The sequence below is a fragment of the Vibrio sp. 1078-1 genome (genome assembly GCF_033340475.1).
The window spans coordinates 1-762 of sequence record NZ_JAWOWM010000261.1 but is presented as its reverse complement, the minus strand read 5'-3'; the positions used below and the strand labels follow the sequence as shown (position 1 = coordinate 762).

At 47.1% G+C, this 762-nt stretch carries 1 protein-coding gene; it reads left to right on the top strand.

Annotation, left to right across the window (positions count from 1 at the left end):
- Positions 1–762: DNA repair protein RecN (gene recN, locus R7190_RS26990; protein WP_318137814.1), on the top strand; the 762-nt coding region annotated here is incomplete at both ends.

Here is a 762-nt window from a genome sequence, read left to right as displayed (position 1 = left end):
AGAAGAAACCAAAAACGAACTTCGTAGCTACTTGGATGGCATCGATGTCGATCCAGGTCGTATGGCTTATGTCGAAGAGCGTTTTTCTAAAGTGATGTCGATGGCTCGTAAGCATCATGTTATGCCTGATGAGTTATACCAACATCACCAAGACCTTCTAGCACAAATCGAAGCATTGGATTGCTCTGATGAACGTCTGGATGAATTGGCTCAAGAAGTGGAACAGAAATACCAAAGCTTCCTGACTCAAGCGGAGAAGCTGCATAAATCACGCAGCCGTTACGCAAAAGAACTGAACAAGCTGATCACGCAAAGCATGCACGAACTGAGCATGGAAAAAGCCGTCTTCAGCATTGAAGTAAACAACGAAAACACACATCCGTCGCCACTGGGTATGGACAGTGTGTGCTTCTTGGTTTCCACTAACCCGGGTCAACCTTTACAACCAATTGCGAAAGTTGCGTCAGGTGGTGAGTTATCCCGAATCTCGCTAGCGATCCAAGTGATCACTGCTCAAAAAGTAGATACGCCAAGTTTGATCTTCGATGAGGTGGACGTGGGTATTAGTGGCCCAACAGCTGCGGTAGTGGGCAAAATGCTACGCAAGCTTGGAGAATCGACTCAAGTCATGTGTGTCACACACTTACCGCAAGTAGCCGGTTGTGGCCACCAACAAATGTTTGTCGCAAAACACACCAAAGGTGGTCAAACGGAAACACAAATGCGCGCACTAGATGAAGAACAACGTGTGGCAGAACTGGC